The sequence below is a fragment of the Bacillus sp. GW821-FHT01G09 genome (genome assembly GCF_059422205.1).
In genome coordinates this window covers 283118-308235 of the sequence record NZ_JBWKWL010000003.1, presented here as the reverse complement: position 1 = coordinate 308235, position 25118 = coordinate 283118, and the positions used below count along the sequence as shown (strand labels likewise).

At 45.8% G+C, this 25118-nt stretch carries 28 protein-coding genes and 1 other annotated feature; of the genes, 21 read left to right on the top strand and 7 right to left on the bottom strand.

Annotation, left to right across the window (positions count from 1 at the left end; all coding sequences use genetic code 11):
- Positions 1-20: 20 nt before the first annotated feature.
- Together lrgA and lrgB are read left to right on the top strand one after the other, a co-directional pair.
- On the top strand, positions 21-461 hold the full coding sequence (gene lrgA, locus AC07VD_RS12235) for an antiholin-like murein hydrolase modulator LrgA (RefSeq protein ID WP_014477620.1): 441 nt from the start codon (positions 21-23) through the stop codon (positions 459-461).
- A gap of 21 nt (positions 462-482) precedes the next feature.
- Complete coding sequence (gene lrgB / locus AC07VD_RS12230) at positions 483-1178, top strand: antiholin-like protein LrgB (protein ID WP_003229482.1); 696 nt, start codon at positions 483-485, stop codon at positions 1176-1178.
- A gap of 32 nt (positions 1179-1210) precedes the next feature.
- Here the strand turns inward: lrgB and AC07VD_RS12225 are convergent, their stop codons facing one another.
- Positions 1211-1873 (bottom strand): hypothetical protein, encoded by a 663-nt coding sequence (locus AC07VD_RS12225; protein WP_024573510.1) that lies wholly within the window; start codon positions 1871-1873, stop codon positions 1211-1213.
- Positions 1874-2129: 256 nt separating this feature from the next.
- Positions 2130-2260, top strand: a sequence feature (ribosomal protein L20 leader region).
- 58 nt (positions 2261-2318) lie between these two features.
- Between AC07VD_RS12225 and infC the strand changes: the two genes are divergently transcribed.
- Genes infC through AC07VD_RS12205 form a run of 4 tightly spaced genes read left to right on the top strand, consistent with a single transcriptional unit; the run spans position 2319 to position 3770 of the window.
- Positions 2319-2840, top strand: coding sequence for a translation initiation factor IF-3 (gene infC / locus AC07VD_RS12220; protein ID WP_010886591.1), 522 nt, complete (start codon positions 2319-2321; stop codon positions 2838-2840).
- Positions 2841-2852: 12 nt separating this feature from the next.
- Entirely contained in the window at positions 2853-3053 is a 201-nt protein-coding gene (rpmI, locus tag AC07VD_RS12215) for a 50S ribosomal protein L35 (protein ID WP_003222418.1), read from the top strand.
- Positions 3054-3084: 31 nt separating this feature from the next.
- A complete protein-coding gene (gene rplT, locus AC07VD_RS12210; RefSeq protein ID WP_003222420.1) occupies positions 3085-3444 on the top strand; it encodes a 50S ribosomal protein L20 in 360 nt (119 codons plus the stop codon).
- Between the two features lie 56 nt (positions 3445-3500).
- Positions 3501-3770 (top strand): DUF1294 domain-containing protein, encoded by a 270-nt coding sequence (locus AC07VD_RS12205; protein WP_003229490.1) that lies wholly within the window; start codon positions 3501-3503, stop codon positions 3768-3770.
- Between the two features lie 15 nt (positions 3771-3785).
- Here the strand turns inward: AC07VD_RS12205 and ysdB are convergent, their stop codons facing one another.
- Positions 3786-4178: a sigma W pathway protein YsdB gene (ysdB, locus tag AC07VD_RS12200; RefSeq protein ID WP_003229493.1), complete on the bottom strand. Its 393-nt coding sequence runs from the start codon at positions 4176-4178 to the stop codon at positions 3786-3788.
- Between the two features lie 183 nt (positions 4179-4361).
- Here ysdB and AC07VD_RS12195 point away from each other — a divergent pair, with 183 nt between their 5' ends.
- The 14 genes from AC07VD_RS12195 (at position 4362) to AC07VD_RS12130 (ending at position 19700) form a co-directional block, all read left to right on the top strand.
- Positions 4362-5447 (top strand): M42 family metallopeptidase, encoded by a 1086-nt coding sequence (locus AC07VD_RS12195; protein ID WP_003229495.1) that lies wholly within the window; start codon positions 4362-4364, stop codon positions 5445-5447.
- Between the two features lie 196 nt (positions 5448-5643).
- The gene (abnA, locus tag AC07VD_RS12190) at positions 5644-6615 is read left to right on the top strand and encodes an arabinan endo-1,5-alpha-L-arabinosidase AbnA (protein WP_086344184.1); all 972 of its coding nucleotides are present in this window, start codon (positions 5644-5646) and stop codon (positions 6613-6615) included.
- Positions 6616-6792: 177 nt separating this feature from the next.
- Positions 6793-8283, top strand: a complete 1491-nt coding sequence (gene araA, locus AC07VD_RS12185; RefSeq protein ID WP_041851079.1) for an L-arabinose isomerase — start codon at positions 6793-6795, stop codon at positions 8281-8283.
- A 13-nt stretch (positions 8284-8296) separates the two neighbouring features.
- Complete coding sequence (gene araB, locus AC07VD_RS12180) at positions 8297-9979, top strand: ribulokinase (RefSeq protein WP_254491069.1); 1683 nt, start codon at positions 8297-8299, stop codon at positions 9977-9979.
- Positions 9980-9995: 16 nt separating this feature from the next.
- Entirely contained in the window at positions 9996-10685 is a 690-nt protein-coding gene (gene araD / locus AC07VD_RS12175; protein ID WP_254491067.1) for an L-ribulose-5-phosphate 4-epimerase, read from the top strand.
- Positions 10663-11481, top strand: a complete 819-nt coding sequence (gene araL / locus AC07VD_RS12170; RefSeq protein WP_254491102.1) for a sugar-phosphatase AraL — start codon at positions 10663-10665, stop codon at positions 11479-11481. The genes araD and araL overlap by 23 nt, the downstream gene beginning before the upstream one ends.
- Complete coding sequence (egsA, locus tag AC07VD_RS12165) at positions 11478-12662, top strand: sn-glycerol-1-phosphate dehydrogenase (RefSeq protein ID WP_254491065.1); 1185 nt, start codon at positions 11478-11480, stop codon at positions 12660-12662. The genes araL and egsA overlap by 4 nt, the downstream gene beginning before the upstream one ends.
- A 30-nt stretch (positions 12663-12692) precedes the next feature.
- Positions 12693-13994: an arabinooligosaccharides ABC transporter substrate-binding protein AraN gene (araN, locus tag AC07VD_RS12160; protein WP_124058823.1), complete on the top strand. Its 1302-nt coding sequence runs from the start codon at positions 12693-12695 to the stop codon at positions 13992-13994.
- Between the two features lie 35 nt (positions 13995-14029).
- Complete coding sequence (gene araP / locus AC07VD_RS12155) at positions 14030-14971, top strand: arabinooligosaccharides ABC transporter permease AraP (protein WP_003229507.1); 942 nt, start codon at positions 14030-14032, stop codon at positions 14969-14971.
- Complete coding sequence (gene araQ, locus AC07VD_RS12150) at positions 14972-15817, top strand: arabinooligosaccharides ABC transporter permease AraQ (protein WP_014480513.1); 846 nt, start codon at positions 14972-14974, stop codon at positions 15815-15817. It abuts the gene before it with no gap.
- A gap of 18 nt (positions 15818-15835) precedes the next feature.
- Entirely contained in the window at positions 15836-17338 is a 1503-nt protein-coding gene (abfA, locus tag AC07VD_RS12145) for an alpha-L-arabinofuranosidase AbfA (protein ID WP_494721778.1), read from the top strand.
- A 151-nt stretch (positions 17339-17489) separates the two neighbouring features.
- Positions 17490-19286, top strand: a complete 1797-nt coding sequence (gene cstA, locus AC07VD_RS12140) for a carbon starvation protein CstA (protein WP_494721779.1) — start codon at positions 17490-17492, stop codon at positions 19284-19286.
- Complete coding sequence (locus tag AC07VD_RS12135; protein WP_128474165.1) at positions 19229-19417, top strand: hypothetical protein; 189 nt, start codon at positions 19229-19231, stop codon at positions 19415-19417. Before cstA ends, AC07VD_RS12135 begins: the two co-directional genes overlap by 58 nt.
- Positions 19332-19700 (top strand): VOC family protein, encoded by a 369-nt coding sequence (locus tag AC07VD_RS12130; RefSeq protein ID WP_015384319.1) that lies wholly within the window; start codon positions 19332-19334, stop codon positions 19698-19700. The genes AC07VD_RS12135 and AC07VD_RS12130 overlap by 86 nt, the downstream gene beginning before the upstream one ends.
- Before the next feature lie 38 nt (positions 19701-19738).
- Here the strand turns inward: AC07VD_RS12130 and AC07VD_RS12125 are convergent, their stop codons facing one another.
- From AC07VD_RS12125 to sspI, 4 genes are all read right to left on the bottom strand, one after another.
- Positions 19739-21073: a (Fe-S)-binding protein gene (locus AC07VD_RS12125; protein ID WP_129092653.1), complete on the bottom strand. Its 1335-nt coding sequence runs from the start codon at positions 21071-21073 to the stop codon at positions 19739-19741.
- Entirely contained in the window at positions 21070-22482 is a 1413-nt protein-coding gene (gene glcD, locus AC07VD_RS12120; RefSeq protein ID WP_217018066.1) for a glycolate oxidase subunit GlcD, read from the bottom strand. The genes AC07VD_RS12125 and glcD overlap by 4 nt, the downstream gene beginning before the upstream one ends.
- A 102-nt stretch (positions 22483-22584) precedes the next feature.
- Positions 22585-23691 carry a CdaR family transcriptional regulator gene (locus AC07VD_RS12115; RefSeq protein ID WP_217018067.1) on the bottom strand — a complete coding sequence of 369 codons (1107 nt, stop codon included), beginning with the start codon at positions 23689-23691 and terminating at the stop codon, positions 22585-22587.
- A 68-nt stretch (positions 23692-23759) separates the two neighbouring features.
- Positions 23760-23975 (bottom strand): small acid-soluble spore protein SspI, encoded by a 216-nt coding sequence (sspI, locus tag AC07VD_RS12110; protein WP_003229525.1) that lies wholly within the window; start codon positions 23973-23975, stop codon positions 23760-23762.
- Positions 23976-24093: 118 nt separating this feature from the next.
- Between sspI and AC07VD_RS12105 the strand changes: the two genes are divergently transcribed.
- Complete coding sequence (locus tag AC07VD_RS12105) at positions 24094-24840, top strand: TrmH family RNA methyltransferase (protein ID WP_217018068.1); 747 nt, start codon at positions 24094-24096, stop codon at positions 24838-24840.
- Between the two features lie 66 nt (positions 24841-24906).
- On the opposite strand, the gene AC07VD_RS12100 is transcribed toward AC07VD_RS12105, so the two are convergent.
- On the bottom strand, positions 24907-25113 hold the full coding sequence (locus AC07VD_RS12100) for a hypothetical protein (RefSeq protein WP_004398812.1): 207 nt from the start codon (positions 25111-25113) through the stop codon (positions 24907-24909).
- Positions 25114-25118 lie beyond the last annotated feature (5 nt).

Below are 25118 nucleotides of genomic sequence, written 5' to 3'. Positions count from 1 at the left end.
AAGAGAAAGAGGTGAAGAAAATGAGTGCTAAAAAAGTGTACGGGTTTTTAACACAAGCATTTATTTTTGCCGTCATTATGCTGGTTTCAAATATGATTGCCGCTATTGTCCCAATACCTATCCCGGCATCGGTTGTAGGGTTGGTCTTATTATTTCTCCTATTATGTTTGAAAGTCATTAAACTGGAACAAGTGGAAACGCTCGGAACGTCTTTAACCTCTCTGATCGGATTTTTATTTGTTCCATCAGGTATATCTGTTATGAATTCGCTTGGTGTGATGCAGCAATACGGCCTGCAAATTGTTCTTGTCATTCTGCTCGCAACGATTATTTTGCTGGGGGCTACGGGATTGTTTTCTCAGCTGATTCTGTCGCTGAGCGGAAAACGCAAAACCGCAGCGGACATGAAAACAAAAACAGTGCAAAGCCCGCAGAACAATAACGAACTCGTTCACCATTAAGGGAAACAGGAGGTTCTTCACATGGAAAGCACAATGAGTCCTTATTTTGGGATTGTCGTATCACTTGCTGCATTCGGCATCGGCACCTTTTTATTTAAGAAAACGAAAGGCTTCTTCCTTTTCACTCCTTTGTTTGTTGCCATGGTGCTGGGGATCGCATTTTTAAAAATCGGCGGTTTTTCCTACGCGGATTATAATAACGGGGGAGAGATCATTAAGTTTTTCCTTGAACCGGCAACGATCGCATTTGCAATTCCTTTGTACAAACAAAGAGATAAGCTTAAAAAGTACTGGTGGCAAATCATGGCCTCCATTATTGCCGGCTCTATCTGCTCTGTCACGATTGTTTATTTGCTCGCTAAAGGCATTCATCTCGATTCGGCCGTAATGAAAAGCATGCTTCCGCAGGCGGCTACAACGGCAATTGCGCTTCCTTTATCAAAAGGCATCGGGGGCATCAGCGACATCACAGCCTTTGCGGTCATCTTTAACGCTGTCATCGTATATGCGCTCGGAGCATTGTTCTTGAAGGTGTTTAAAGTGAAAAATCCGATTTCTAAAGGATTGGCTCTTGGAACATCCGGACATGCACTTGGTGTAGCGGTCGGGATTGAGATGGGAGAAGTTGAAGCTGCGATGGCAAGTATTGCTGTTGTCGTAGTAGGAGTGGTAACGGTTCTGGTCATCCCTGTGTTCGTGCAGCTGATCGGTGGATAAGCCAAGGCTGAATGCCTTGGCTTTTTTTTATTTTATGGTGCGTCTTCGGGATCGATATACCCTTGTTTAATGCCCCATTCTACTTGATCGTCATGCCACTTTTTTCGTTCTTCATAACCATAACCATCGTCATCAGGAAGCTCTGAAGCTGGCTGTTGAATGGTTTTATCTGTCTGACTCGAGGAAGATGGTGGATCTTGACTATTAGATGAGGGTGCCTCAGTCTGCTGCCGTTGTGCCTGCGATTGCCGCTTTTTCTCAGCGTTCGCTTTCTGCTCTTTTTGGATTGCTGCCTGCCGCTGTCTTTCAAGTTCAGCTTGTCTTTCCGCTTCGGCTAATCGCTGTCTCTCTGCAGCCTGCTGCTCTGCTAATCGCTGTCTCTCCGCTTTTTCCTCCTGCTGTTTCTTTCGTTTCGCCTCCCGCTCTTTTTCAAGCTTTTTCTCAGCGGCGATTTGTCTTTGCTTTTCAGCTTCTTCTTTTGCCTTCCGCTTTCCTAACTCAGTAGCGAGTGGACTCTCGAACTTCATGTCCAATGAAACGGGTTTTAGTTTTTTTAGCTCTTTCTCCAGCTCCTTTTGAGGAAATGCTGCAGTTGTCTTAACAGTTTCGACTTTTGATTCGGAAGATGTGCTGATATTCGAGCAACCGGTTAATATCAATGTGAAAAATAAAGCAAGCTGTATCAGTTTGTTCATGTGTCAGGCTCCCTTCTGCTTCTTATATCGGTCAAAGATTAACTTTGTTTTACATTTCTTCCTGTCGGTGGTTTTGTTGTAAATTGCGAAATAAGGGGGGAATTGTTGGTTCTTTGCATTTTGGTGGGGCTGAAAGATTTTCTTTTTCTCTCTTGCGCTCATAGAAAACCCATGTTACAATGTAAAAGTTGTTCCGGATAAGTCGTCCTTGACTAAAGATCCGGTATTGTGTAGAATAGTTATTGAATTGAATATAAATCACAAGCAGAAGCACCCGCTTCTCACCTGATTGACACATGCATGTAGTTGGCAGGTTGACCGTACATTTTTATTGATACAGATGTTCGTAGTGTGGGTGTTTTATAATGCCCACACTTTTTGTTTGCCTGCAAAATGCATTCAAAATGAGTTGTGAATCAATTCGAAGAAACTATGGAGGTGGCTCATTATTAGCAAAGATCAATTGGTTAATGAGGGTATCCGTGCACGTGAGGTCCGTTTAATCGGACAAAATGGCGACCAGCTTGGAATCAAGTCCCGTCAGGAAGCACTTGAAATCGCCGGCCGCGCAAATCTTGACCTTGTGTTAGTTGCAGCGAATGCAAAACCGCCTGTCTGCCGAATCATGGACTACGGTAAGTTCCGATTTGAGCAGCAGAAAAAGGAAAAAGAAGCACGCAAGAATCAAAAAATCATTAACTTAAAAGAAGTTCGGTTAAGTCCGACAATCGATGAGCATGACTTTAACACGAAATTGCGCAATGCGATTAAATTCCTTGAAAAAGGCGATAAAGTGAAAGCTTCTATCCGCTTTAAAGGACGCGCAATCACTCATAAAGAAATCGGTCAGCGTGTATTAGACCGTTTCTCCGAAGCATGTGCTGAGGTTGCGACAGTCGAAACAAAACCAAAAATGGACGGCCGCAGCATGTTCTTAATGCTCGCACCGAAAAACGAAAAGCAATAAGGAGGAAATCCCATGCCAAAAATGAAAACTCACCGCGGATCTGCTAAACGTTTTAAAAAGACAGGTTCTGGGAAGTTAAAACGTTCTCACGCGTACACAAGTCACTTATTCGCCAACAAATCTCAAAAGCAAAAGCGTAAGCTTCGCAAGAGTGCTGTTGTAAGCGCAGGAGACTTCAAACGTATCAAACAAATGCTTGCTAACATCAAGTAATCGGATAAGGAACAATTAGGAGGGAAATTCAATGCCAAGAGTAAAAGGCGGAACTGTTACACGTAAGCGTCGTAAAAAGGTTCTTAAATTAGCAAAAGGTTATTTCGGTTCAAAACATACATTATACAAAGTAGCTAACCAGCAGGTCATGAAATCTGGAAACTATGCTTTCCGTGACCGTCGTCAGAAAAAACGTGATTTCCGTAAACTTTGGATCACTCGTATCAACGCAGCTGCTCGCATGAACGGCCTTTCTTACAGCCGTTTAATGCACGGTCTTAAGCTTTCTGGTATCGAAGTAAACCGTAAAATGCTTGCTGATCTTGCTGTAAACGATCTTACTGCATTCAATCAGCTTGCTGATGCTGCTAAAGCTCAATTAAACAAGTAATCATATAGAGCCGCTCTCCAGCAGAGCGGCTTTTTCTATATAAAGGATGAGGCAACATGATTATTGCTGCTTATTTGGTGTTGATTAATCTGTGCGGTTTTTGGGTGATGGGCATTGACAAACGCAAAGCGCAGCAGCACAAGTGGAGAATTTCTGAAGACCGGCTGTGGCTGATAGCCATCGTGTTTGGAGCGCTCGGTGTCTGGCTTGGCATGCAAACCTTCAGACATAAAACGAAACACGCTTCTTTTAAGTATGGAGTACCGCTTCTTCTGGTAATTGAAGCGATTCTCATCGCTATTTACTACAGCCCGTTTGATTTATAAAAAGCAGAAAAGCGTTTAACGCTCTTCTGCTTTTTTTGCGAGTTTAATGGGCTGGTCCCAGTCAATCTTACAATTTGGATATCGTTCCAGCACTTTTTCTTCAATGTTCTCAAAATCTTTTGCAGAGAAATGTTTCAGCTTCTCAGGAGATTCTGTCCAGACAAAGATCGTGTGAATAAACAGCGGATGATCCTTGGAAGGAATATGCTTTTCTCCCTCAAAAAGCACGCCTTTATACGTCAGCTGAAAATTCTTCCGGGTATTGTTTTGTTCATCAATAATATAAAAATGTTCTTTTGATTGGGCCAGCTTAAGCCTTCTCTTAGGATTCGCGACATATTTGACCACGGCATAAATACAATAAGCAAAAAGTGCAAGCAAAATAATCCTTAGAACCATGACAAACATTGTGTGAAGGCACCTCCCTTATGGTGATGATCTGATGTAATACGAAAAGCATAGAAAAAGGTTTCACTTTTTCTAAAAGAAAGCTGTAAAAACATATACCCGATTTTCAAGTGAAATAGTCGTATGGTTCGCGCCATGTTTTGTATAATAAGAATGCAGGACTGATGAAGGAGGGTTTGGAACATGGCAAAATTAGATGAAACATTGACCATGCTGAAAGATTTAACAGATGCAAAAGGCATACCCGGCAATGAAAGAGAAGTAAGGCAAGTGATGAAATCATACATAGAACCATTTGCTGATGAGGTGACAACAGATCGCCTGGGCAGTTTAATTGCCAAAAAAACTGGTGCAGAAAATGGCCCGAAAATTATGATCGCCGGACATTTGGATGAAGTCGGCTTTATGGTGACACAAATCACAGATAAAGGCTTTATCCGTTTTCAAACCGTTGGCGGATGGTGGGCTCAGGTTATGCTTGCCCAGCGCGTCACCATTGTCACAAAAAAAGGAGAAATCACAGGGGTTATCGGATCTAAGCCGCCTCATATTTTGTCTCCTGAAGCAAGAAAAAAATCAGTGGAAATAAAAGACATGTTTATTGATATTGGAGCTTCAAGCCGGGAAGAAGCCTTGGAGTGGGGGGTACTCCCGGGAGATATGATCGTTCCGCATTTTGAGTTTACGGTCATGAACAATGAAAAATTCCTACTCGCAAAGGCCTGGGACAACCGCATCGGCTGTGCGATTGCAATTGATGTGTTAAGAAACTTACAAAACACAGACCATCCAAATATAGTGTATGGCGTCGGAACCGTGCAGGAGGAAGTCGGCCTGAGGGGAGCGAAAACGGCTGCGCACACCATTCAGCCTGATATTGCGTTTGGTGTTGATGTAGGAATAGCAGGAGACACGCCTGGCATTTCCGAGAAGGAAGCGCAGAGCAAAATGGGCAAAGGCCCGCAGATTATCGTTTACGATGCATCCATGGTCTCTCACAAAGGTTTGCGCGATGCAGTTGTAGCCACTGCGGAGGAAGCCGGCATTCCGTACCAATTTGATGCCATTGCCGGCGGCGGAACTGATTCGGGTGCCATCCATTTGACGGCAAATGGCGTTCCTGCGCTGTCCATTACCATTGCAACCCGCTACATTCATACGCACGCGGCCATGCTGCATCGTGATGATTATGAAAACGCGGTAAAGTTAATTACAGAAGTCATTAAGAAGTTAGACCGAAAAACGGTTGACGAAATTACGTACCAATAAAGATACGGAAGAATCCGCCTGTTGAGGTGGATTCTATTTTTTTGTCTGTACAAATTACAGCATAGTGACTACAATAAAGGGGATACCGAAAATTTCCTGAACATGACGATATACGATACGCAGTCGATTTGACAGGAAGGGAGGATAAATAATCTAATTTGTAAGCGCTTTCTGAAATAAAGGAGGTTGAACAAAATTGAAAAAGAAAAAAACATGGAAACGCTTCTTACACTTTTCGAGTGCAGCTCTGGCTGCAGGTTTGATATTCACTTCTGCTGCTCCCGCAGAGGCAGCATTTTGGGGTGCATCCAATGAGCTGCTTCATGACCCGACTATGATTAAAGAGGGGAGCTCATGGTATGCGCTCGGAACAGGGCTTACTGAAGAACGGGGACTGCGGGTTTTGAAGTCTACAGACGCTAAAAATTGGACCGTACAAAAATCCATTTTCACTACACCGCTATCGTGGTGGTCCAATTATGTGCCGAATTATGGTCAAAACCAGTGGGCGCCGGACATCCAATACTATAACGGCAAGTACTGGCTGTATTATTCCGTTTCTTCTTTTGGAAGCAATACATCTGCCATTGGCCTGGCATCTTCAACAAGCATCAGTTCGGGGAGCTGGAAGGACGAGGGCTTGGTGATTCGTTCGACAAGCTCAAATAATTATAACGCCATTGATCCGGAGCTGACATTCGACAAGGATGGCAACCCGTGGCTTGCATTCGGCTCGTTTTGGAGCGGCATTAAGCTGACTAAGCTCGATAAGAGTACGATGAAGCCTACAGGCTCGCTCTATTCGATTGCAGCTAGACCGAATAATGGAGGTGCCTTAGAAGCTCCTACTCTTACGTATCAAAATGGATATTACTATTTAATGGTTTCATTTGATAAATGCTGTGACGGGGTAAACAGTACGTACAAAATTGCTTACGGAAGATCCAAAAACATTACAGGCCCTTATCTTGATAAAAGCGGAAAAAGCATGCTTGAAGGCGGAGGCACTATTTTGGATTCGGGCAATGACCAATGGAAAGGACCTGGAGGCCAGGATATTGTGAACGGAAACATTCTTGTTCGCCATGCCTATGATGCCAATGACAATGGCATTCCGAAGCTTCTCATCAATGATTTGAATTGGAGCTCGGGCTGGCCGTCCTATTGAATCAAAAAGCCGGGCTCTGCCCCCGGCTTTTTTTAAAAGAAAAGATTGACAGTATAATAGTCAATTACTATAATAAAATTGTTCGTACAAATATTTATTTATAGGTTTATTTTCTAACATTAGTACGTATCTTTTGTATTTGAAAGCGTTTTATTTTATGAGAAAGGGGCAGTTTACATGCTTCAGACAAAGGATTATGAATTCTGGTTTGTGACAGGAAGCCAGCACCTATACGGGGAAGAGACGCTGGAACTCGTAGATCAGCATGCTAAAAGCATTTGTGAGGGGCTCAGCGGGATTTCTTCCAGATATAAAATCACTCATAAGCCCGTCGTCACTTCACCGGAAACCATTAGAGAGCTGTTAAGAGAAGCGGAGTACAGTGAGACATGTGCTGGCATCATTACATGGATGCACACATTTTCCCCTGCAAAAATGTGGATAGAAGGCCTTTCCTCTTATCAAAAACCGCTTATGCATTTGCATACCCAATATAATCGCGATATCCCGTGGGGTACGATTGACATGGATTTTATGAACAGCAACCAATCCGCGCATGGCGATCGAGAGTACGGTTACATCAACTCGAGAATGGGGCTTAGCCGAAAAGTCATTGCCGGCTATTGGGATGATGAAGAAGTGAAAAAAGAAATGTCCCAGTGGATGGATACGGCGGCTGCATTAAATGAAAGCAGACATATTAAGGTTGCCAGATTTGGAGATAACATGCGTCATGTCGCGGTAACGGACGGAGACAAGGTGGGAGCGCATATTCAATTTGGCTGGCAGGTTGACGGATATGGCATCGGGGATCTTGTTGAAGTGATGGATCGCATTACGGACGACGAGGTTGACACGCTTTATGCCGAGTATGACAGACTATATGTGATCAGTGAGGAAACAAAACGTGACGAAGCAAAGGTAGCGTCCATTAAAGAACAGGCGAAAATTGAACTTGGCTTAACCGCTTTTCTTGAGCAAGGCGGATACACAGCGTTTACGACATCGTTTGAAGTGCTGCACGGAATGAAACAGCTGCCGGGACTTGCCGTTCAGCGCCTGATGGAGAAAGGCTACGGGTTTGCCGGTGAAGGAGATTGGAAGACAGCGGCCCTTGTACGGATGATGAAAATCATGGCTAAAGGAAAAAGAACTTCCTTCATGGAAGATTACACGTACCATTTTGAACCGGGAAATGAAATGATTCTGGGCTCTCACATGCTTGAAGTGTGTCCGACTGTCGCTTTGGATCAGCCGAAAATCGAGGTGCATCCACTTTCGATTGGCGGCAAAGAGGACCCTGCGCGTTTTGTATTTAACGGCATCAGCGGTTCTGCCATTCAAGCTAGCATTGTTGATATTGGCGGGCGTTTCCGCCTTGTGCTGAATGAAGTCAACGGCCAGGAAATTGAAAAAGACATGCCGAATTTACCGGTTGCCCGTGTTCTCTGGAAGCCGGAGCCGTCATTGAAAACAGCAGCGGAGGCATGGATTTTAGCCGGCGGTGCACACCATACCTGCCTGTCTTATGAACTGACAGCGGAGCAAATGCTTGATTGGGCGGAAATGGCGGGAATCGAAAGTGTTCTCATTTCCCGTGATACGACAATTCATAAACTGAAACACGAGTTAAAATGGAACGAGGCGCTTTACCGGCTTCAAAAGTAGAGGGGGATGTCACATGGCTTACACAATAGGGGTTGATTTTGGAACTTTATCAGGAAGAGCAGTGCTCGTTCATGTCCAAACAGGGGAGGAACTTGCGGCTGCTGTAAAAGAATACAGGCATGCTGTCATTGATACCGTCCTTCCAAAAACGGGTCAAAAGCTGCCGCGTGACTGGGCGCTGCAGCACCCTGCTGATTACCTCGAAGTCTTGGAAACAACCATTCCGTCTTTACTCGAACAGACGGGCGTTGAACCGAAAGACATTATCGGGATTGGAATTGATTTCACGGCATGTACGATCCTTCCTATTGACAGCAGCGGGCAGCCGTTATGCATGCTGCCTGAATATGAAGAGGAGCCGCACAGCTATGTGAAGCTCTGGAAGCATCATGCGGCTCAAAAACATGCTGATCGGCTCAATCAAATCGCGGAAGAAGAAGGAGAGGCTTTTTTACAGCGGTACGGAGGAAAAATTTCATCAGAATGGATGATTCCAAAGGTCATGCAAATTGCCGAGGAAGCGCCTCACATTTATGAAGCGGCTGACCGGATCATCGAGGCTGCGGACTGGATCGTGTACCAGCTGTGCGGCTCGCTCAAGCGAAGCAACTGTACTGCAGGGTATAAAGCGATGTGGAGTGAAAAAGCGGGGTATCCGTCAGATAATTTCTTTGAGAAATTAAATCCTTCAATGAAAACGATTACAAAGGACAAATTGTCAGGTTCTATTCATTCAGTAGGAGAAAAAGCCGGCAGTCTGACTGAAAAAATGGCAAAACTGACAGGGCTTCTCCCGGGAACGGCTGTTGCGGTTGCCAATGTGGACGCTCATGTTTCCGTACCGGCGGTCGGCATTACAGAGCCAGGGAAAATGCTGATGATTATGGGAACCTCGACGTGCCATGTTCTACTTGGTGAAGAGGTGCATATCGTTCCAGGAATGTGCGGCGTTGTGGACAACGGAATTCTCCCGGGCTATGCGGGATATGAAGCCGGGCAGTCCTGTGTCGGCGATCATTTTGACTGGTTTGTGAAAACATGTGTCCCGCCAGCTTATCAAAAGGAAGCAAAGGAAAAAAACATTGGCGTTCATGAGCTGCTGAGTGAGAAAGCAAACCATCAAGCGCCAGGTGAAAGCGGCTTGCTTGCTTTAGATTGGTGGAATGGAAACCGTTCAACTCTTGTTGATGCAGATTTAACAGGGATGCTGCTTGGCATGACACTGCTGACGAAGCCTGAAGAGATTTATAGAGCGTTAGTTGAAGCGACAGCTTACGGAACCCGGATGATTATCGAAACATTCAAAGAAAGCGGTGTTCCGATTGAGGAACTGTTCGCAGCCGGCGGAATAGCTGAGAAAAACCCGTTTGTCATGCAGATTTATGCGGATGTGACAAACATGGACATTAAAATCTCTGGTTCACCGCAAGCCCCAGCCTTAGGATCTGCCATTTTCGGCGCGCTTGCAGCAGGCAAAGAAAAAGGCGGCTACGATGATATCAAAAAGGCAGCGGCGAACATGGGAAAACTGAAAGATATAACTTATACGCCAAATGCCGAAAACGCCGCGGTTTATGAAAAATTGTACGCTGAATATAAAGAGCTGGTTCATTATTTCGGAAAAGAAAACCATGTCATGAAGCGTCTGAAAACGATCAAAAATCTTCAATTTTCATCTGCCGCCAAAAAGAATTGATAAAGGGTGATGGAGCATGCTTGAAACATTAAAAAAAGAAGTGCTGGCTGCCAACCTGAAGCTTCAAGAGCATCAGCTGGTAACCTTTACGTGGGGAAATGTCAGCGGCATTGACCGTGAAAAAGAAAGAATTGTCATCAAACCTAGCGGAGTCGAATACAGCGACCTGACAGCCGATGACTTGGTTGTTTTGAACCTTGATGGAGAGGTCGTCGAAGGCTCGCTTAAACCTTCTTCAGATACACCTACCCATGTTTATCTATATAAAACCTTTCCGAATATCGGGGGAATTGTCCATACCCATTCTCAATGGGCGACAAGCTGGGCGCAATCGGGCAGAGACATCCCTCCGTTAGGCACGACCCATGCTGATTATTTTGACAGTGCGATTCCATGTACGCGAGAAATGTACGATGAAGAAATCATTCATGACTACGAACTGAATACAGGAAAAGTCATAGCGGAAACCTTTCAGCATCATAACTACGAACAGGTGCCGGGTGTGCTCGTGAATAATCACGGACCGTTCTGCTGGGGCACTGACGCCTTAAAAGCCATTCATAACGCAGTTGTATTAGAAACGGTTGCCGAAATGGCCTATCACTCCATTATGCTGAACAAGGATGTAACCCCAATCAATACAGTCCTGCATGAAAAGCATTTTTATCGAAAACACGGAGCAAATGCGTATTATGGCCAGTCATGATACGCCTGTGTCACCGGCTGGCATTCTGATTGACTTGGACGGTACTGTATTCAGAGGAAATGAGTTGATCGAAGGAGCAAGAGAAGCGATCAAAACGCTTAGGAGAATGGGAAAGAAAATCGTCTTTTTAAGCAACCGGGGGAATATCTCCCGTGCCATGTGCAGAAAAAAACTTCTTGGCGCGGGGATTGAAGTAGACGTAAACGACATTGTTCTGTCATCAAGCGTGACAGCGGCTTTTCTGAAAAAACATTATCGTTTTTCAAAGGTGTGGGTACTTGGGGAGCAAGGCTTGGTTGACGAGCTGAGGATGGCTGGTGTGCAGCACGCGAACGAACCGAAGGAAGCGGATTGGCTCGTGATCTCCCTTCATGAAACGCTCACGTACGAAGATTTAAATCAAGCCTTTCAAGCGGCTGCCGGCGGCGCTCGTATTATTGCTACAAACAAAGACCGCTCTTTTCCGAACGAAGACGGAAATGCCATTGATGTGGCCGGAATGATTGGGGCGATAGAGGCTTCCGCACAAGCGAAGACTGAACTTGTTGTCGGAAAGCCGTCATGGCTGATGGCGGAGGCTGCCTGTACAGCAATGGGGCTGTCCGCACATGAATGCATGATTATAGGAGACAGCATTGAATCTGACATTGCGATGGGGAAGCTTTATGGCATGAAAAGCGCCTTAGTGCTAACTGGTTCTGCGAAACAGGGCGAACAGCGTTTGTACACGCCGGATTATGTGCTGGATTCTATTAAGGATGTAACCAAATTGGCTGAGGAGGGGATTCTGATATGAATCGTATCGCAGCTGACGTTCAGCGTGCTTTTGAACACGCCGGAGAAAAGGCGTTGCCTATAAAAGTTGAAGAAATTGTTCTCGGTAAACAAGCAGCTGATTCGCTTTTGGATTATGTAAAACGAAAAAACAATAAACATATTGTCCTTGTCTGCGACGCGAATACACACCGCATTGCAGGAATTGATCTGGAAAATCAGCTGAATCAAGAAGGATTTCAGGCCGAGTGCCTGATCATTCCAGAAAATGAAGCCGGAGATGTGACAGCTGATGAACGATCGCTCATTCATGTGCTGATCCATACGAAACAACCAACGGATGTCATGATCGCAGTCGGTTCGGGCACGATTCATGATATCGTCCGCTTTGCAGCGTTTCAAAGAGATTTGCCGTTTATTTCTTATCCGACTGCTCCATCTGTAGACGGTTTTACATCAGCAGGGGCGCCGATTATTTTATACGGTACGAAAACAACCATTCAAACGAAGGCCCCGTCTGCACTGTTCGCTGATCTGGATCTATTAAAAGCGGCACCGCAGTCAATGGTGGCGGCTGGATTTGGTGACATGCTCGGTAAAATAACGTCTTTAGCAGATTGGGAAATATCCCGGCATCTTGCCGGCGAGCCTTATTCGCCAGCAGGAGCTAAGATTGTTCAGGAGGCGCTTGCTGCCTGCATTGAACACACAGAAGACATTGCGATGAAAACGGAAACAGGCATACGGGTTTTGATGGAGTCTTTACTTGTATCGGGGCTTGTCATGCTGGCATTAGATCATTCCCGCCCGGCATCAGGCGGAGAGCATCATATTTCACATTGGATTGAGATGGAATTAATGGAGAAAAAACGGCCACAGATTCTTCATGGGGCAAAGGTGGGCTGTGCAGCTGTTTTACTAACTGACACATACAGAAAGCTCGCTAAGGATGACGGGCTCAACGAATTTTCACCGAGCCGGCGGCAAGCCATCCAATCGGCTTATCAAACTCTCCCGGAAGGAGAAGTGCTGGCTGATTGGCTGAGATCAGCCGGAGGCCCTGCGTATTTTGACGAAATCGGTGTCGGGCAGGATTCCGTTAAGAATGCCTTCAGACACGCGCACACCTTAAGAGACCGCTGCACCGGATTAAGAATCATTAATGAAAACAAAACGCTGATCAACCATGGTCTATATGAATAGCCCGCACCTCGAATGGAAGGGGTAACGCAGATGAAAAAAATGACTGTCTGTTTTCTTGTGCTCATGATGCTGCTGACATTAGTCATTGCCGGGTGTTCAGCAGAAAGATCATCCGGGAAGTCGGGTGAAACCGAGCTGACCTTTTGGACATTTAACGGGCTTCATGAGCAGTTCTATGTGGAAATGGTGAAGGAATGGAATGAAAAATATCCTGACCGTAAAATTAAGCTGAATACGGTCGTTTATCCGTATGGACAAATGCACGATAACTTGTCTATCTCCTTAATTGCAGGAGAAGGCGTCCCTGATATTGCCGATGTCGAATTGGCCCGTTTTTCAAACTTTTTGAAGGGCTCTGACATACCGCTTGCCGACTTGACTCCGCTGATTGAAAAGGACCGTGATAAATTCGTTGAGGCGCGGCTGACCCTGTACAGCAAAAACGGCAAGCTTTACGGACTCGATACGCATGTAGGAACAACAGTCATGTTTTATAACATGGATGTTATGAAGAAAGCCGGCGTCAATCCTGACGATATTAAAACATGGGATGATTACCATAAAGCCGGACAGAAAGTGCGCAAAGTGACCGGGAAGCCGATGGGAACGGTGGAAACAAATGATTCCGGAACGTTCTTATCTATGATTTCACAGCAAAACTCAGGCTATTTTGATAAAAACGGCAAGCTGATCCTCAATAATGACACCAACGTAAAAACACTTCAATATTTAAAAGACATAATCAATGATAAAACGATGATTCCTGCGCCGGGCGGCGGGCATCACAGTGAAGAATACTACGGCTTTATGAACCAAGGAGGAGCTGCTTCAGTCCTCATGCCGATTTGGTATATGGGAAGATTTATCGATTATATGCCTGATCTGAAAGGGAAGATTGCCATCAGGCCGCTCCCGGCATGGAAAGAGGGAGGCGACCGCTCGGCAGGTTTGGGCGGTACGGCAACCGTTGTGCCGAAGCAAGCCAAGCATGTTGAGTTAGCAACAGAGTTTTTAGCCTTTGCGAAAGGCTCTAAAGAAGGAAACAAAAAGCTCTGGAGCGTACTTGGGTTTGACCCGCTTCGCTGGGATGTCTGGAGCTCCAAGGAATTGAAAGAGAAAAACAAATACACGGATTACTTCCAAAACGGAACAGGCATTTTTTCCGTGCTGCTCGATATCAAGGATGAAATCAATCCGATTTATTTACATGAGGATTTTGCCAAGGCTTCAGACCTTGTCAACAGAAGCGTGTTGTTCGACGCACTTAAATCTCAGCAAAAAACGCCTAAACAAGCCTTGGACAGAGCGGCAGGTGAACTGAAACAGAAATAGAATCCCATTCAAAAAGTGAAAGCGGGGAGGTTCTCATGAAACCTGTGAAAACAGGAACGGTTCATCCCGTTCCTTCAGCTGCGAAACAATCAGGCTGGCGAGATCTATTTTATTCAAAAAAAGCGGCGCCCTATCTGTTTACAGCGCCATTCGTTTTATCCTTTCTCGTATTTTTTCTATACCCCATCATTAGTGTCTTCATCATGAGCTTCCAAAGAATTTTGCCGGGAGAGGTGTCCTTTGTCGGATTGTCTAATTATACAGCGCTAAACAACCCGACGTTCTATACCGCCCTTTGGAATACGCTGGAATACACCTTTTGGACGCTAATCGTGCTGATTCCTGTCCCATTGCTTCTGGCCATATTCCTGAATTCAAAGCTGGTCAAATTTAGAAATATATTTAAATCAGCACTATTCATCCCGGCATTGACCTCCACCATTGTCGCGGGGATCATTTTTCGGCTGATCTTCGGAGAAATGGAAACGTCTCTGGCCAATTCCATCCTACTCAAACTCGGCTTTTCACCTCAGAACTGGATGAACAATGAACATACCGGCATGTTTTTGATGGTGCTGCTTGCTTCATGGAGATGGATGGGAATCAACATCCTTTACTTTTTAGCCGGTTTGCAAAATGTGCCGAAAGAGCTGTACGAAGCCGCTGATATAGACGGTGCGAATACAATGAAAAAATTTCTGCACATCACGCTGCCGTTTCTCAAGCCTGTAACCGTATATGTGCTGACCATCAGCATTATCGGCGGCTTCAGGATGTTTGAGGAAAGCTACGTCCTTTGGCAGAATAATTCCCCGGGTAATATTGGTCTGACGCTTGTCGGATATTTGTATCAGCAGGGACTTGCCTACAACGAAATGGGGTACGGAGCAGCCATCGGCATCGTGCTTTTGATTGTGATACTTGTTGTCAGCCTGATTTCATTAAAGCTGTCAGGCTCGTTTAAGGGGGAGGGATAAATGTTGCGGCACAGTCCTCAGTTTAGCGTTTACAGAATCGCACTAACCCTGTTTTTTATTATGCTGAGCCTATTGTATCTTTTTCCGATTTTCTGTTTGCTTTTAGGATCATTAAAGCCCTCATCTGAGCTTTTGCGTGTGGGGCTCAATCTCGACATTGATCCTAAAGTAATGAGTCTTGATAATTATACATTTCTGTTTAACGGCGGAAGCATTTATTTCAAATGGTTTTTTAACAGTCTTGTACTTGGGCTTTTCACAACCATGCTCACCCTGTTTTTTTCTTCGATGATCGGGTACGGGCTTGCGGTTTATGATTTTAAGGGAAGAAATATCATCTTTGTTCTTGTGCTGATTATTATGATGGTTCCGCTGGAAGTGATGATGCTTCCTCTGTTTAAGCTTACTGTCGGACTGCACTTGATCGATTCATATACGGGTGTCATATTGCCGTTTATCGTTTCACCTGTTGCCGTTTTCTTTTTCAGGCAATATGCTCTTGGCCTTCCAAGAGATCTGCTGGACTCTGCAAGGATGGACGGCTGTACGGAATTCGGCATCTTTTTCAGGATTATGGCACCGCTGATGAAACCGGCTTTCGGTGCGATGATTATCCTTCAGTCCTTAAACAGCTGGAACAACTTCTTGTGGCCGCTGATTGTGCTTCGGTCGAAAGAAATGTTTACGCTTCCAATAGGGCTGTCCAGCTTGCTGAGCCCTTATGGAAATAATTACGACATGCTTATATCCGGCTCAGTATTTGCGATTTTGCCGGTGATTATCATTTTCTTGTTTTTCCAAAAGTACTTTATCTCCGGCCTGACGGTAGGGGGAGTCAAAGGTTAATGAAGGAGGAAACGTGTGATGAAAAAAGCGCGAATGATTGTAGACAAAGAATATAAAATCGGTGAAGTAGATAAACGGATTTATGGCTCGTTTATCGAACATATGGGTCGTGCGGTATATGAAGGCATATACGAGCCTGATCACCCTGAAGCGGATGAAGATGGATTTAGAAAAGATGTCCAGTCGCTGATCAAAGAATTACAGGTTCCCATCATCCGCTATCCGGGCGGAAACTTTTTATCCGGATACAACTGGGAGGACGGTGTCGGACCAGTCGAAAACCGCCCGAGACGGCTTGACTTGGCATGGCAAACGACAGAAACCAATGAAGTGGGAACAAATGAATTTTTATCTTGGGCCAAAAAGGTGAACACTGAGGTCAATATGGCCGTCAACCTCGGCACAAGAGGCATAGATGCCGCCCGTAATCTCGTTGAATACTGCAACCACCCGAAAGGCTCTTACTGGAGTGATTTAAGAAGATCGCATGGCTATGAACAGCCGTACGGCATTAAAACATGGTGCTTAGGAAACGAAATGGATGGACCGTGGCAGATCGGCCACAAAACAGCTGATGAATACGGACGGCTAGCCGCAGAGACGGCAAAGGTCATGAAATGGGTTGATCCATCAATTGAACTCGTTGCCTGCGGCAGCTCAAACAGCGGCATGCCGACCTTTATCGATTGGGAAGCGAAGGTGCTGGAGCATACGTATGAGCATGTCGACTATATCTCTCTTCACACCTACTACGGAAACCGGGATAACAATCTGCCAAACTACTTGGCCCGTTCCATGGATTTGGATCATTTTATCAAATCAGTCGCTGCGACCTGTGACTATGTAAAAGCAAAAACACGCAGCAAGAAAACTATCAATCTCTCTCTGGATGAATGGAACGTCTGGTACCACTCAAATGAGGCTGATAAAAAAGTCGAGCCGTGGATCACTGCGCGTCCGATTTTAGAGGATATTTACAATTTTGAAGATGCCTTATTAGTCGGCTCTCTGCTCATTACGATGCTGCAGCACGCAGACCGTGTGAAAATTGCGTGTCTTGCACAGCTTGTCAATGTCATCGCGCCGATCATGACGGAAAAAGGCGGAGAAGCATGGAGACAGCCGATTTTCTATCCATACATGCATGCTTCTGTTTACGGAAGGGGCGAGTCACTGAAACCGCTTATTTCTTCTCCTAAGTACGATTGTTCTGATTTCACTGATGTGCCATATGTTGATGCTGCTGTTGTGTACTCTGAAGAGGAAGAAACACTCACTATTTTTGCGATAAACAAGGCTGAGGATCAGATGGAGACGGAGATTTCGCTCAGAGGCTTTGAATCCTACCAAATCGCAGAGCACATCGTACTTGAGCATCAGGATATCAAAGCGACAAACCAGCATAACAGAAAAAATGTCGTTCCGCATTCCAACGGATCATCGTCTGTCAGCGAAAATGGCTTAACTGCTCATTTCACGCCGCTTTCCTGGAATGTGATACGCCTGAAAAAACAGTCATAAGAGAAGCAAAGCCGGAGATTTCTCTCCGGCTTTGCTTTCAACTGCCACGAGCCGGCCCGTTCAAGCCGGCTTTTTGTATAGGAAAAAATGACCGCTTTTCACCATGAAATTATGATATATTTATGAAAAACAGCAAAGGGGATGGGAGAAAATGAATGCGGTTACAATTGTGATAGCGTCAATGTGTATTTTGGCTATTGCCTATCGTTTATACGGAACATTTATGATGGTGAAGGTTCTCAAAGTAAATGATGACAAGCCGACACCTGCTCACGTGCTTGAGGATGGGAAAGACTATGTGCCTACAAATAAATGGGTTTCGTTCGGCCACCATTTTGCCGCGATCGCAGCGGCCGGGCCGCTGGTCGGACCAATTCTGGCGGCGCAGTTTGGCTATTTGCCGGGATTATTGTGGCTGTTAATCGGGGCGGTAATTGGGGGGGCCGTCCATGATATTGTGGTGCTGTTTGCATCGATGCGCAAAAACGGAAAATCGCTGTCGGAAGTGGCGAAGGATGAGCTTGGCCCTGTTGCAGGATTTTGTACAGGACTGTCCATGCTGTTTATCATCACGATCACAATGGCGGGCCTGTCGATGGTTGTCTTGCATGCGCTTGAACGTAATCCATGGGGAACATTTGCGGTAGGGATTACGATTCCGATTGCGATGGGTGTGGGCTTATTTTATAAGAAAACGGGAAATTTAAAGCTCGCTTCAACGGTCGGCTTTCTCTTTTTAATGGCAGGAGTCTTTATCGGTCCGTGGGTACAGACTACCGCGCTCGGTGACTTTTTAACGCTAGATACGAAAACGCTTGCAATCGCGCTTCCTGTTTATGCATTTTTTGCGGCTGCGCTTCCCGTTTGGCTGCTTCTGGCTCCGCGTGATTATTTAAGCAGCTTTATGAAAATCGGTGTTTTTATCGCTTTGATTGTTGGTGTGTTTGTCGTCAATCCGTCCATTCCGTTCCCTGCGTTTACAGAATTCGTAAAAGGCGGCGGGCCGGTGCTGGCAGGACCTGTCTGGCCGTTCATCTCAATAACCATCGCCTGCGGGGCGATCTCTGGGTTCCATGCCTTTGTCGGCTCAGGAACGACACCGAAAATGCTGAATAAATGGAGTGATATGAAGCCGGTTGCGTTTGGCGCAATGCTTGTTGAGTGTCTTGTCGGCATCATGGCGCTGATTGCAGCGACCGCTTTACAGCCTGCTGATTACTTTGCGATTAACAGCACGCCTGAGGTTTTCCGTACGCTTGGCATGAATGTCGTACATTTGCCTGAATTGAGCAGGGAAATCGGTTTGGACTTAGAAGGAAGAACAGGGGGAGCCGTCACGCTTGCGGTGGGGATGACTTATATTTTTACCGGAATGCCGTTTTTCAGCCATTTGGCCTCATACTTTTTCCAATTTGTCATTATGTTTGAAGCGGTCTTTATTTTAACAGCGATTGACGCCGGCACACGTGTCGCCCGTTATTTGATCCAGGATTTCTTCGGGGAGGTGTATAAACCGCTGAAGAAAACAGACTGGATTCCGGGCTCTGTATTTGCCAGCGCCCTTGCCTGTTTGATGTGGGGGTACTTGCTGTATTCAGGAGATATCGGTTCCATTTGGGCGCTGTTCGGCGTTTCTAATCAGCTGATGGCTTCAGTGGGGCTGATTATCGGAGCGACCATCGTGCTGAAAATCGCTGATAAACGCCGGTACATTCTGACTTGCCTTATCCCGCTTGCCTATTTATATGTCACTGTCAATTATGCGGGCTATTGGATGGTGCGCAATGTGTATCTCAATCCTGAAGCAGCAGGATATAGTGTATTGAATGGCGTATTATCTATCATCATGCTGGTGTTAGGCTTCATCATTATTATGGCGGCTGTGAAAAAATGGGCGCAGATGTGGAAAGATCCGAGCTTAAGGATGGAAGCATCTATACCGGGCTAGAAGGACTATTGAAAATGCTGAGGGGGGTTGGCAATGAATCTATCAATGAAATATCTTATTCTATACGTATCGGACAGCAAGCGGGCTATTCATTTTTACCGAGATATATTAGGACTGCCGATTCGTGCTGAACACGGAACGTATATCGAATTTGATACAGGGTCTACGATATTGGCGCTTAATACGCGGGAAAGCGCCAGAGACATCACGGCGCTGGACATTCCGGATACATCTGCTTCAAACACATTTGAAATTGGGTTTGTTACTGAAAATGTAGAAGCGGTCATCAAAAGGATGAGAGAACAAGGCGTATCGATTATCGGGGAGCCGAAAGTGAAACCATGGGGGCAGACGGTCGCCTATATCGCTGATCCGGATGGACATTATATCGAAATTTGCAGTCCGATGGAATAACGCACAAAAGCCCAAAACAATATCTGTTTTGGGCTTTCTCATGATGTTTTGTGCCCGGCTGCTTCCAATAGCAAATCAGCCAGGTGAACGGCTCTGACTTTACCGCTTAGTCCTTCGCGTTCAATGCCGAGCTTCATTTGCAGCAGGCAGCCGGGATTTGCTGTTACAATGAGGATTGCTTCGGTTGCTTTGAAGGCAGCCATTTTACTGTCCAGTATTCTCATAGACATTTCAGCTTCGACGATGTTGTAAATTCCCGCTGATCCGCAGCAGCTGTCTGCTTTCTCCATTTCTTTGAATTCAGCCCCTTTGATGCTTTTAAGAAGCTGGCGGGGCTCAAGCGACGTATGCATTACATTTCTTAGGTGGCATGAATCTTGGTAGGTAACGACCTGAGGCGTCTCGAGCGCTAAGTCCATTTGATGGAAATCGAGTTCAACCAAAACTGAAGAAAAATCCTTCAGCTTTTGAACAAAAGCGGCGGCCCGCTCCGACCATTCCGGGTCATCCTTCAGCAAATGATCATATTCGGTAAGAAAGGCTCCGCATCCTCCTGCGTTTGTAATGACTGCATCCACGTCTAATGCTTCGAAAGCAGCGATATTTTGTTTCGCGAGCTCTTTCCCTGTGTTTTTTTCACCGCTGTGTCCATGAAGCGCCCCGCAGCAAGCCTGTTCAGGCGGGATGACAATGTCGCAGCCTGCCAGCTGTAAAAGCTTCAATGTGGCATTGTTAGTCGGTAAAAACATCGTATCCATTAAGCAGCCCGAAAAAAAGGCGACCCGTTTTTTCATGGGGCCAATGGACGGCAGGAAACGCGGCCTATTGTTCATTTCTTTGCTTTTTGGAATATCAGGAAGAACAGCTTCCATCGTCCGCAAATGCTCAGGCAGGAGCCGAAGCATACCTGTTTTACGCAAACCGGTTTGCAGTCCTGAACGCTGATACAAACCGATAAGGCTTACAGCTGATCGCATGCGGTTTTGGTGCGGAAACAGCTCGTGAAAAGCCGTCTTTCGCATGACACGTTCACCAAGCGAGTGTTTTTTGTTTTGGTGGATAATATCTCTGGCTTCCTCAAGCAGCTGTCCGTATTTCACGCCTGACGGGCATACAGGTTCACAGGCGCGGCAGCCGAGGCAAAGTGACAGCGACCGTTCGACATCTTCATCCGGTTCAATCATACCGTCGGCTACGGCTTTCATTAAGGCGATACGCCCGCGCGGAGAGTGTGTTTCCTGAAATCCCGATTCGATATAGGTCGGACAGGAAGGAAGACAGAAGCCGCAGCGCATACAATTTAATAACTCGCCTTCATCCATACGCTCTTTAAATTCATTTTGGATCTGTTTCATTTCTTTTTCTGTTGTCATCTTTCCGCCACCACACGTTTTCTGGCATCTTTCGCAAACACTTTGCCCGGATTTAATATGTTCCGGGGGTCAAATGCCGCTTTCAACGCTTTCATCGCATCAATGCCTTCTTTTTTCAGCTTCATTTCCAAGTAAGGCGCTTTCATTTCCCCGACTCCGTGCTCTCCGGTTATCGTCCCGCCAAGTTCAATCGCTTTCTCAAAAATCTCGGCAAAAGCCTGTTCGACACGTTCCATTTCATCCTTATTTCTTATGTCTGTCGTGCATGTCGGGTGAAGGTTCCCGTCTCCCGCATGACCAAAGGTGCAGATGGAGATATCATATTTAGCAGCAATATCATTAATCGCTTTAACCATATTGGCGATTTCTGAGCGAGGAACGGTCGCATCCTCTAAAATCGTCGTCGGTTTGAGGCGGGCTAGGGCAGAAAGTGCAGAGCGCCGTGCTTCAGTCAGGGCGAATGCCTCCTCCTCCGTTTGTGCGGTCTGAACGGATACGGCGTCGCCTTTTTTGCAGATCGCCTCAATCTTTTCAATATCCCGTTCAACAGTTTCAAATGGCCCGTCTTGTTCAATTAACAGAACTGCTTTTGCGCTTGTCGGAAGTCCGATTTTGGCATAATCCTCAATCACCAATAGTGTAGGCTGATCGAGAAATTCAAGCGTAGCGGGTATGATTTTTGCGGCAATGATGTCTGATACCGTTTGAGCAGCGGCATCGATGTTTTCATAAAGGGCAAGCAGCGTCTTCTTTGTTTCCGGCTTTGGAACGAGCTTGACGATTGCCTCTGTCACAATGCCGAGTGTTCCTTCTGAGCCGACAAAAAGACGTGTGAGATCGTATCCGGCCACATCCTTTGCGAGTTTTCCGCCGGTGCGGATGATGTCACCATTTGCGAGAACAACCTCCAGTCCAATAACATAGTCGCGGGTGACGCCGTATTTTAATCCGCGTAGCCCGCCGGAATTTTCATTGATGTTGCCCCCGATAGTTGATATTTTCATAGAACTCGGGTCAGGCGGATAAAACAAACCTTTGCTTTCAACTGCCCGGATCATATCCAGCGTAATGACTCCCGGCTGAACTGTGGCAGTTAAATTTTCTTCATCAATCTCAAGAATCTGGTTCATGTGCTTAAAGAGAAGCACAAGTCCGCCTTCAGTCGGGCACGTGCCGCCGCACAGGTTTGTCCCTGATCCTCTTGGAACGATCGGCACTCGATGTTCGCTGCAAATTGTTAAAATGCGTGATACTTCATCAGTATTCCTCGGAGCAATCACGGCATCAGGCATAGACTGATACTGAGGCGTCGCATCATATGAATAGACGAGACGGCCGGCATTCGAGTCATCAAAGTTTTCTGGTCCGGAGATCCGAATCAGCTGCTCCTTTACATCCTTGGTGATCATTTCACCCATCCCCCTGTCAAAAAACGCTTTCAATCTATTGTAAAAGAAAAAAAGCAAAGCCTTCCATGGAGAAACATACAAAAAATGAAACTGAAACTCTCTCTATTTTGTATCTTGATCTAAAAAATAGAGTGCAACGTACATCGTGACGATGTCCTCGGTACGGTCAAAACGTAAACCCGTCAGCTGTTCAGCCTTAGCCAGACGATAACGCAATGTATTGATATGAATATGCATATCTTCTGCGGTTTGTTTCAAAGACAAATCGTGATGAAAGAAAGTCCGTAACGTATTCATAAGTTCCTGATGCTCAAGCGCCTCTCCTAATACTCTTTGCGGAAATTCGTTTCGGGTTCCCGGGCTGATCTCCGTCAGACACATATCAAGCTTCAGATCCTCTTCAAATATGGGCGTTTTTCGCTTAAGGCTGACAGCCAGCGCTTTTTCCGCTTGCTCGTATGAATCTGTCAGGCTGGAGCTTGCGACGGCTCTTCCGGCGCCAGCTGCTGCAAATTGGCTGTTTGCGGTATTGGCAAACGAACAAATGTGAAGGATCTTCCGTAAAAGCCGATCCCTTTGTTCATGCTGCGGCACTTCATGATTAATCAAGATCCGTTCATTTCCCCACCTGATGAACAAATCCGCAGGGTACGAGGATTTCCAGCTGCGTGCCATTTGTTCAATATCATGAGGTGACAACTCATACCCCTGAATAAGAATCATTTGGCGCCGGGAGGCAAGGTCAACACCAAGAAGCTGAGCTTTCTCAAGAAAACTGGGAGACCACTCCTTTAATTGCAGCCAATCGATCATAAAGGACTCCAGCATTCTCTCACGCCACTGGGATTGCTCTAAATGCCGTGATTCCTTAATGAACAGCTCTGTCATTTTTCGAAGCAGTTCTCCGAATGGCTGAATCTCAGCGGGCTCACCTGTCAGCCCGAAGACGGCGATCACATCATGGTCAAAAAATACAGGGAGGTTTATGCCTGCTTTCACTCCTGTTAACCTTGTTTCATCTTCTTTTGTAATAATCACGCTGCGTCTTTCTTTTGCGCAGATAAGCGCTCCCTCATGAAATTGTCCGACACGCTCATCGTTTGTGCCTGCCATAATAAGACCGTCCGTGTTTACAATAATGACTTCACGTTCGTACATTTTTTTAACTTCAGCAATAATTTTTTTCGCTAATAACCGCTGTAAAAACATGGCGTTCCCCCTCATCATGTTTTTATTATATAAGAAAAAAACCGGGCGCTGTCACCCGGTTTCATGTCTTATTCGGCGGGTTTTAATCCGCCTTCAAGCGTTTTCAGCATTTCGTTTTTCTCACTTTCGGATGCGTGCTGCCAAATGACTTCGAATAAAACGCCGAGCCCTGGAAGCATTTTTTCTTCACCGCTTTGAATAGCATCTACGATTGTATGCTCAAGCTGCTCCTGATTATTGCCGGTGACATTGGCAATGACGGCATGACGTAAATTAAGATCCATGTAAAACGCTCCTTTTTCTAAAATGTAATACGTATATTCTAACCCTGCACCTGGTTTATTATGTGCTGTTCTTGCGATATAATAACATCATGTTAAAAAAAGGAGCGCCACATAGACAGTGAAACAAATAGAATCGGCAAAAAACCAAAAAGTGAAGGATTGGAAAAAGCTTCACACAAAAAAAGAACGAACAAAAACAAATACATTTCTGATAGAGGGAGAACACCTCGTTGAAGAGGCGTTGAAAAGCCCGGGCATTGTGAAAGAAATCCTTGTAAAGGATGAAACGAGGATTCCTTCAGATCTTGAGACTGGTATCCAGTGCTATATGCTGAGTGAAGATGCGTTTTCAGCTGTGACTGAAACCGAAACGCCGCAGCAGATTGCCGCTGTGTGCCATATGCCTGAAGAAAAGCTGGCAACGGCACGCAAGGTGCTGCTGATTGACGCTGTTCAAGATCCGGGAAACCTTGGCACAATGATTCGAACGGCTGATGCGGCCGGTTTGGATGCGGTTGTACTCGGTGACGGCACGGCGGACGCCTTTAACGGAAAAACACTGCGATCTGCTCAAGGATCTCACTTCCATATTCCTGTTGTGAGAAGAAACCTGCCTTCATATGTGGACGAATTGCAGGCAGAGGGCGTAAAAGTATACGGCACGGCGCTGCAAAACGGAGCGCCTTACCAGGAGATTCCTCAGTCTGAATCCTTTGCGCTCATTGTAGGAAATGAAGGTGCAGGGGTGGATGCTGCATTGCTGGAAAAAACGGATTTGAACCTGTACGTGCCGCTTTACGGACAGGCTGAATCACTAAACGTTGCGGTTGCGGCTGCCATCCTCGTGTATCACTTGCGAGGATAGTGTTGCGCCAAGCGTTGGATTTCTCTATAATAGAACATAATATTTCAAAAACCGTGACAGAGGACCTCAATTTCTGATCAACTGCTTTCCAGGGAGAAAATGCCGCTGACTGAGAGCATTTTTAACGCAGCCGGAAATTGGCTTCACCTCTTGAGTTGTCGCCGGGACCGCGTACACTGCGCGTAAAGGTGAACCGGAATCTGATTCCGTTATGTCAATGAAGCTGACGACAGCATCAGTCTGTCTGAAATAAGGGTGGTACCGCGGCCACAACTCGT